This window comes from Herpetosiphonaceae bacterium, assembly GCA_036374795.1.
GTDB lineage: Bacteria > Chloroflexota > Chloroflexia > Chloroflexales > Kallotenuaceae > LB3-1.
On the sequence record DASUTC010000231.1, the window covers coordinates 38,952 to 47,419 of the forward strand.

Annotated in this window: 4 protein-coding genes; all 4 read right to left on the reverse strand. The window is 51.4% G+C overall.

Annotated features, from left to right (window positions below):
• Window positions 1-37: 37 nt before the first annotated feature.
• Window positions 38-2,683 carry a hypothetical protein gene (locus VFZ66_17285; GenBank protein HEX6290942.1) on the reverse strand — a complete coding sequence of 882 codons (2,646 nt, stop codon included), beginning with the start codon at window positions 2,681-2,683 and terminating at the stop codon, window positions 38-40.
• Window positions 2,676-4,673: a site-specific DNA-methyltransferase gene (locus VFZ66_17290; GenBank protein HEX6290943.1), complete on the reverse strand. Its 1,998-nt coding sequence runs from the start codon at window positions 4,671-4,673 to the stop codon at window positions 2,676-2,678. The genes VFZ66_17285 and VFZ66_17290 overlap by 8 nt, the downstream gene beginning before the upstream one ends.
• Before the next feature lie 2 nt (window positions 4,674-4,675).
• Window positions 4,676-7,585: an ATP-dependent DNA helicase gene (locus VFZ66_17295; GenBank protein ID HEX6290944.1), complete on the reverse strand. Its 2,910-nt coding sequence runs from the start codon at window positions 7,583-7,585 to the stop codon at window positions 4,676-4,678.
• 207 nt (window positions 7,586-7,792) lie between these two features.
• Window positions 7,793-8,341: a hypothetical protein gene (locus VFZ66_17300; GenBank protein HEX6290945.1), complete on the reverse strand. Its 549-nt coding sequence runs from the start codon at window positions 8,339-8,341 to the stop codon at window positions 7,793-7,795.
• Window positions 8,342-8,468: the final 127 nt, after the last annotated feature.

Consider the following 8,468-nt stretch of genomic DNA (forward strand, 5'->3'; position numbering starts at 1 on the left):
GGGCCAATTCCTAGATTAAGGTAGATCATTAATCTTCCTAGGACAGAAGATTATATTGCCGCAGCGCCTCCTCATCTTGCTTCAGGATAATGTCATACTGCCCAGCAGTTGCATCAGTTCCTTTGATGATTCGGTAGGTCATCCCACTCGCGAGCGCTGTCTGTGTGGCGAAATACTGCTTCGCAAGCACAGTAGGTGCTTCGATCTGGTGATCACCCTTCACTTCAACAATAATGAACTTTCCATCCGAGTCCCGCACTAAAAAGTCAGGATAATAGCTCCGAATAGCATGCGAGTCTGGATCGATGTATTGCACATAGAAGTCTGACTGGCCATGTGTCAGCATGCCGGTGAAGTAGATCTTGTCCACCCGACTATCCCGCAACAAATTCCAGAATAGGCTCCGCTCTGGATTTGAGTCAAAGCAGTACGTATCCAAGTGAAAGCTTTTCTCAGCGTAGTGTCCAGCATCAGGTTCCCGCACCACCATCTCCGGCTTGGCACGCATTTCGTAGAAGCCGTCCGGTGGCATTTTTACGAGATCAACTTGATACTCTTCCTTGTTCGTGAACGCATCGATCTGAAACCGTTCCTTAAACAGCCGTGGAATGATCCAATCGTACAGCAGTTCGTTAAACTCGTTCACCGCAGCCAACACGCCAGTGACTCCTTCTGCTGACTGCGTAATCAGATCCTCAACCTCCAAGCACGGCACGTTCAGGTAGCGTGCAACCTCAGCCACCAGCATGAGTTCACTATATACGCGCTGGTCTCGCTGATATGAAATATCCTCATGCTTGATAGGACGGCTCGTCGCGAGGAGTCCATCATACTCGGTGTGTAGCAGTCGGTACTGGTCCCTCGGTGCTTTTTCTAGCTCCAGGCTAAAGCCCGGTGTTGGTGTCTTCTCACGCATCTGGAACAGATGCCGCACGCGTTTGAGTACCACTTTCTCAATCGGCAGCTTCACTCGCATGCGTACTACTTCACTCGTCTGACCGCTCTGCTCCAGGTCGGCGATCGATACGCGGAAGTTCTCTTGTAGCTCATCTTGGAGGATATTCATGTTCTCAGTGCTGAGATACACATGCCCCGTGTGCTGCACACCGCCGATTGAGCGCAAGCAGCGCATTGATGCTTGCAGCACGAAAATCCGCGATTTCGGTTTTCTGTACAGCGCTACGGCAAAGAGGGATCGGCAGTTCCAGCCCTCTCGCCCCTTGTTCACGAGCAAAATAAACTGCTTGTTCGAGCCGGGGGTGTCAAGTCGGTTGAACTCGCGAATATCCTCGTTCGACGTCAGCTTGGCATCACCAACGTTCACCAAGATCTTGTCTGTGGAAATGCCATGCCGCACGAGCGCTGCTTCCACGGCTGGCCGCAGCTCCTTTTCCACCTCGTCGATCGTAGCCGCAAAAAACGCTATCTTTGGCAAGAGGCCCTCGTGCCGCTCCTCTAGCGCAACATGCTGCACAAAATGATCGATTGCGATACTGACGAACTCTGCGGTCTTCGGATTGGTGTAACCGTGCGTCCGCACCTTTTTCAAAAAGCCCTTATCGATCGCCTCTTGCAATCCATAAGCATACACCACCTCCGGCAAAATCTGGTCTTCTACATAGGGGGTACCCGTAAAGTTGTAGCACGCTACTACATGTGTCTTCGCCTGCTGCAATTTCCTGGCCAATTCATCGATCGTCAACCGAAGGCTCGTCTTCGACTGTTTAAGGCCCATATCCTGAGCTAATGCGCTCCCGAATGCGTGGTGTGCTTCGTCAACATAAATTCCAAGTTGCCCCAGTCGCTGCAACTTCTCAAATCGTTGGTTGGTCGAAAGCTCCTGCTCATCCTCGGGCGCGCTATCGTACAGGTCGGCAAATTCCTCATACACCGAGCCGTTGTCATAGGTTGGCCTACCGCTGCCCATCAGCTTTTCCAGCGGCGATTTTTCCTGGTGCTGCTTTTTCAGAATAATCTTCTGCGTGTTCGAGATGATGAGGTTGAACCGCGAGCGGTCGAGCACATTAAGCGTCATACCTGCTTCATCTAGGAAGTGGAAGCGGATATGTGCATCCAACCAGTTCACATATTCAGGCGGCACGACCAGCGCCTTATCGAACGTCTGAATCTCGCGCAGTGCCTCAAGCACCGTCCTGTCTGGTGCAAATACCAATGCGTTATGGCAGTACTTCCCATCTTTGGGGAACTTGTTGGCGAGCAGAAACTCGTAGAAAATACACGTCGCCATCAAGATTGTTTTGCCTGTCCCCATAGTGAGCGCGAAGATGTAGTTCGGATATGACCGTGCAAACGAGCGCATATGCTTGAACACACCCTCATAGTCTTCGGTCGTGAATTGCTCCAGGAAGCTTGTCTGACCGGCGTAGTCGATCGCTGTCTGGCTGCGCTCTTCGAATCGCCCCGTTCGCTCCGACCACTCCTTGAAAATGGTGTGCACAGGTTTGTTATCCAAGAACTCTTTGAGGAACACATACATTTCTAGCGCCTCGAACTGTGGCTGGCGTAGGTACGCCTTTGCATTCGTTGGATCATTGTGATCGAGGTATTTTCTTGTCAGCTCACGATAGTTCTGCCGGATGCGCCCGCGATTCTGCTGGTAGAAGTCACGCAGATAAGTGAAGAACGCAAAGTCGAGTGACGTACTTCGAGGTCCCTTAGCCATAGCGTACCTCTTGCTCCAGCGACTCAGAAAGCAAATCGGTGATTTTCACCCGAATTGTGCCGGCATCTTCAGGAATGGCGTAGCGCCCGGCTACCATCCTATTCTCCGGTGGAATATCCACGACCGCTGGTTGCAGCACGGCACCATCGTAGTTCCAGTCGATCATTACTGACTCAACCAGTTCACGCCAGTCACCCACAGTTTCAGCTTGTACGCTTAATTTAGCGAGCAGGTTCATGGGATAGAATCGCTCAATGACCAGATACCCACCTTGGATGGTGATTCGCGCTTGCGAGTCGCGCTTGAACTGGATTTCCTGCTTATCTCGCAGAATATCTACGACCTCCACATCCAAGACGTATGGGCTAACTTCCTGCTTGAGATGTGCTGCCAAGCCAGGCTCATGCCCCATACACACGAGCATAACCTTTTCCACCGGCTTGTTCGGATTTTCAGCACGCCGTCGATCAAACGCGCGGTAGTCAAAGCCGGTAATAAGTTCGTTCAGGTCCTGTCGTGTCGCAATGCGATTGACTGGTAGCACCTTCACTAGTCGCCCATCTTTCTCACCATCGAAGATATTACCAGCCTGCAAGCGATTCACTTCAAGTGCCTGCAATAAAAGATCTTTTGCTTCGACCGGGTTACGGAAAACATCATAGTGGTTAACGTTGTACACATCAAAGCCGGTGTACAAGGTCGTTGCCTCACTAGGCACCACTCCCTCATCGTTCTCGTCAAAATTAAGTCTAAGATTGTCAGCGGGAATAGTTTGAGTGGTACTCAATACTTTACTCACGGTGACAAGTCGTTTTGTTGTGATCTGGACTGCCCCAAGATTAATATCTGCGCCGATGAAGCGGCGACCCAGCTTCATGGCAACAGCCTGCGTCGTGCCGCTACCCATAAAACAGTCGAAGACAATATCACCAGGCTTGGAAGATATTTTTATTATTCTTGCCAACAATGCCTCAGGTTTTTGTGTCGGATATCCAACTCTTTCTTTTGCCATTGGATTGATCACAAAAATATCTGCCCATAGATTAGAGACTGGCTGGCCAGGATATTCGTCAAGATAGATTTTTCTATAAATTCTCTCACCTCGTTCAGGAAAATACAATTTCCCTTCCCGGTCCCATCTCTCCATTAGTTCTTTTGAGATTGACCATCCATTTGGTGGGGGTGAGTAACCTTTATATTCATAAATGAGATTTTCACGATAATTAGGACTCACGATAGGAGACTTCATATATCTTCTACCATTGTCATCGTAGTTCGTAAATCTCTCCTCGATATACTCTTTAGCTTCTAAAGTATCCCGAGAATACACGGCGTTAAACTCCGCAGATTTACTTTTGACATACAAAAGTATAGTGTCAGTTGCAATATCAAACTGATTCGATGGATTAGAGCTTCCGCCTTTTCTCTTCCATATAATCTCGTTTCGGAAATAATCCGATCCAAATATCTCGTCAAGCATGAGACGTAGGTAGTGTGATTTGTGCCAATCGCAATGAACATACACAGAACCATCATCTGCTAACAGCTCTCGGAGTAAAATAATCCTTTGATACATGAACTGAAGATACTCATCATTTGTCCAAATATCTGTGTATTGCTTTTCTTCAAATGCACTTTGATCATTAGTCGCAGTTTGCCCCCGAGCACGAACTATAAGCTTGTAGTCTGCTTTGCTATCAAAGGGAGGGTCAATATATACTAACTTCACCTTCCCACGAAACTCTTTCAGCAAATGACTCATTACCTGTAAATTGTCACCCCAGTAGATTTTATTGCGCCATCCTTGTACTTCCGGGCCATACGTTTCTTTGTGCTGTGCCGGATAGTACTGCGTTGATGTGAAGGGTCGCTTTCCATGCCAGTGGAGCATGGGATAGCCCTTAATAGGCTCAAATTTGTATTCCTCTACACGGTCGAGTTGCTCTGTGTCCTGCTGTCCCACGCCTGGTTGTCGTAGTTGGTTGCTCATCATCAGCTCCTGAACTTCCAATCCTTCATATCACAATAATGTCGCATGTCACACGACGCACAGCGCTTGATTGGCCGCTCGGCGATAGCAAAGTCCTGAGCCTCAATCCGCTGCACCACCCCGTCAAACGTCTCAATCGTATGCTCGATCGAGCGGTTGTCCTTCAAGAACGTAATGTATGGGTTGCCGCCTTCCTCGCCAGTATAGTAGAGATGGGTCTTACTTACCGACATTCCCATCCGCTGCTCGATAATATGCGCATACACTTCAAGCTGGCGTCGGTACTGGTTGAGCCGGTCGCGGTCTTTCGGATCATTTACATCCAGCTTGCGCTCGGACTTGAAGTCTACCACTTCAACCGTGTTGTTCTCGCCAACGACCAGATCGACCTTACCCGTCAGAATGTATGCGTCCTTTACCAGCGAAACATCAACCTCTGCCTCGCGCAAATGTGACCAGTCACCCTCGTAGCGCCGGTAATAGCGAAGCACATGTTCTAGAGCTAACCCGCGCACAATCGGCGATAGATACACGCGCTCGCGCTTGGTCAAAAACGCGTAGTTCGTATCGAACCATGTTTCAATCTGGGCTACAGAAAGCTGTTGTTCCCGACCTCGCAGCACGGTCTTATGAATGTCCTCAATCGTCTGGTGGACCAACGTACCGAACAGGATCGGACTCTTCCGCACCGGAGCAAACGCCAACTCCTGAAAGAAGCGATACTGCTCAGCACAATTCTCGAACACGGTCAGATGCGACGTAAACGAATACTCGCGCTTGAGCTTGGTCCGTTTGACATGTTCCAGAGGAACAGCAGCCACATCCACCGCTGGGTCACGCCACGCTGGCAGATCATCATAGTAGGCATCAAAATACTTCGAGGGTGTCCGACCCTGACCTTTCTTCTCCTGCGCGGTCAGTACAAGCATGTTCTGAGCACGTGAAAATGCGGTGTAAAACAACCGGCGAAAATCATAAAACTTGGTCTGTGCCAGGGGCTCATAGGCTGGTCGGGACAAATACCCTTGTTCCAGCTTTTCTTCCAGCGCCGTATGCTGCTTGCGTGGCACGGCATTCAGTGAGCCAACGACCACCACCGGGAACTCTAACCCCTTGGCCTGGTGGATCGTCAAGAACGAGACGTGACCGCTCGGCGCATACTCCGCCTCGTCCTCGTATTCGTTAATGCCACCCTCTTCGAGGAACCGCAGAAACTGATTGAACAGATCACGCAGGTTTTTGTCGAGGAATTCCGGGGTCAACACGCTGATATGATGCAGATACTCGAACTTATTCAACATCTGCGAAAACAGGCCCAAATTCCGCATTGGCCGGCTATCGAGGAGTCCCCTTTGTAACAAGCTATCATCCAGGTAGCGACTGAATAGGGGAAAGCGCAGCAGCTCGTAGAACAACCCCGAGAACGCATAATCGGCGTTTTGCGTCAGCGTTCGATGTTGATCCGCGCGCCGGCGCGCCCATTGCAGCAGGTTCGCATGCTCCGGTTTTCGCAACTCGATCGCAAATGCCCGAAAACATTCCTCATCGTAGTACTTCCAGATCAGCAGCTCAGCGTCGGACTTCCACTTCCGCACCTGGGCAAACTGAGGAAACAAGAAGATCAGCGCCCCGATCATCAGCCGCACTTCTTCCCGATCGAAGAACTGATTCGCGCGTGGGGAGTACACCGGTATCTCGTTTCGCTCAAGGTATGCTGCAAGCGAGCGCACCTGGTCATTCTTGACGGAGCGGAACAAAAATGCGACTTGGTTCCAGTCAGACAGCGTTCCGCCATCACGGAGTGCGTGCAGAAATGCCAAAACCTCGCGCTCCCATGCAGCGCTCGTCGAGGCGGGCACCTTCATCACAACCGGCACCGCTGGAAATGCAGCCTCCCGTGGCACGATCGTCTTATCATATCGGAACGCCTGGCCGTCTGCGCTCCAATCCTGATCACTCATCCATTTGTTATAAAACGTGATGATGTCCTGATGTGAGCGGTAGTTGACTTCGAGCGCAACCTGCCGGCACACGCCCGCCGGGAACTTGTCCTTGAACTGCAGAATGTTGCGGATGGTCGCGCCCCGAAAGCGGTATAAACCCTGATCGTCGTCGCCCACCACGCACAGATTCGGTCGTTCACCTGAGGCCAGTTCGAGCAAAATCTGCTCTTGAATCGCGTTTGTGTCCTGGTACTCATCCACCATGTAGTAGGCAATCCGCGAGCGCAGGGCGTCGCGCGCCTCGGGATAGTGCCGCAAGAGTTGCAGCGCCTCGAACTGAATCGTCGAAAAATCAAGCGCGTTTGCTTCCTCCAGCTGCGCTCGGTACAGCCGAGCGCACTCCCCCAGTGCCCGTATCTCTGGATCTGGCGCTGCGTATAGGATGTCCAGGTCGAGTGCTTCTTCGCTCACCACATTCACCCATCGCAGCAAGCTCTCGGTGCGGTGCCATGGACCCACCTTTTGCGCATCACCGGCGATCAACTCGATGCCCGGTACATCGTTATATGCACTCAGCCGCTGGTAAATAAAATACTGCTGGTCGAACTGATCCATCATCACAAAGCTGCGCTTCAACCGCGTCAACTCGCGGAACTCCTGCAGCCAGCGCAAACAGATCGCGTGGAATGTGCCCAGGTACATCTCATTGAGGTTGAGTTGCACCCCAATCTCCATGAGTCGGTTTGAGATACGGGTGGTCAATTCCTGCGCGGCCTTGTCGGTAAACGTCACCACCATCAGCTGTTCGGGCGCAATCTGTTTCTCTGTGATCAGAAAGACGATGCGCTCGACCAGCGTGAACGTTTTGCCCGAACCAGGACCGGCAATAATCAGCAAGGGGCCTTCCGTAGTGGTAATAGCAGTGCGTTGTGCAGCGTTGGCTGACGACGAAATGAGCGGACCAGCCATGCAATCTACTTTCTCAAGGTCGAGCCGACCTCAGCGACAATACAGCATGAATTTCGTGTGTTACAGCTATCAGTGCGGTGATGAACATTAGGTACGCGACGAGGACAACGACGCCCATATCAACGCACCAGCTATTATAAAAGTTGCGTAGCAAAAAACTAATGGCCTATTACAAAAGCTCAGCGTCGGATGCTCGATCTTTCGCCGCTAGATCTGCCGCGAGAACACAAATGTGGGCATGTCTGCATGCTCGTGCATGAATGACACCAGCGCATCGATCATCCCAACAAAATAGCCTTCTTTCATACTGGTAACCTGACCATTCAGCTGACGGGATGCAGCGTTCAAACGCGCGATATCAGCGCGAGACATGATGATCACCTCGAAGCGTGCATCTTCTTCGCGCTGGACGACCTGATAGATCACCCGTCCAATGACTCGGTGATCACCATGGTTAGCGAGCGTCGTATCTTCCTCACCTGCTTCTGGTACCGTGATCTGGCGCGCCAAGAAAAGGTCAGAGCCAATCTGGAACTCTGTATGGATACGCGTGAGCCATCCCCGCACGCGGTGACCGGGATGCCAACTCCACACTTCCTCCTCGATGTCGCTCTCGTCGATGTCCTCGCTGTCGATATAGCACATGAGACTTCTCCGATCCGGATCGCTGTCCACGAATCGGTTGACCGTCTCGTCGTGTTCACTCCAATCGTCCCAATCACCCATGATGACCTCGCTGATGATGTTCGTGAACATGCGGTTGGCTGCTCTGCAACGCAGATCATGGATCTCCTGGCCTCAGACAGAGGGGCGACGAGATCCTTCCAGGAAGTGTACGCTCAGTGCAGCAGGTTGCCATACTCTCGTACTGGGCTGTATGCTC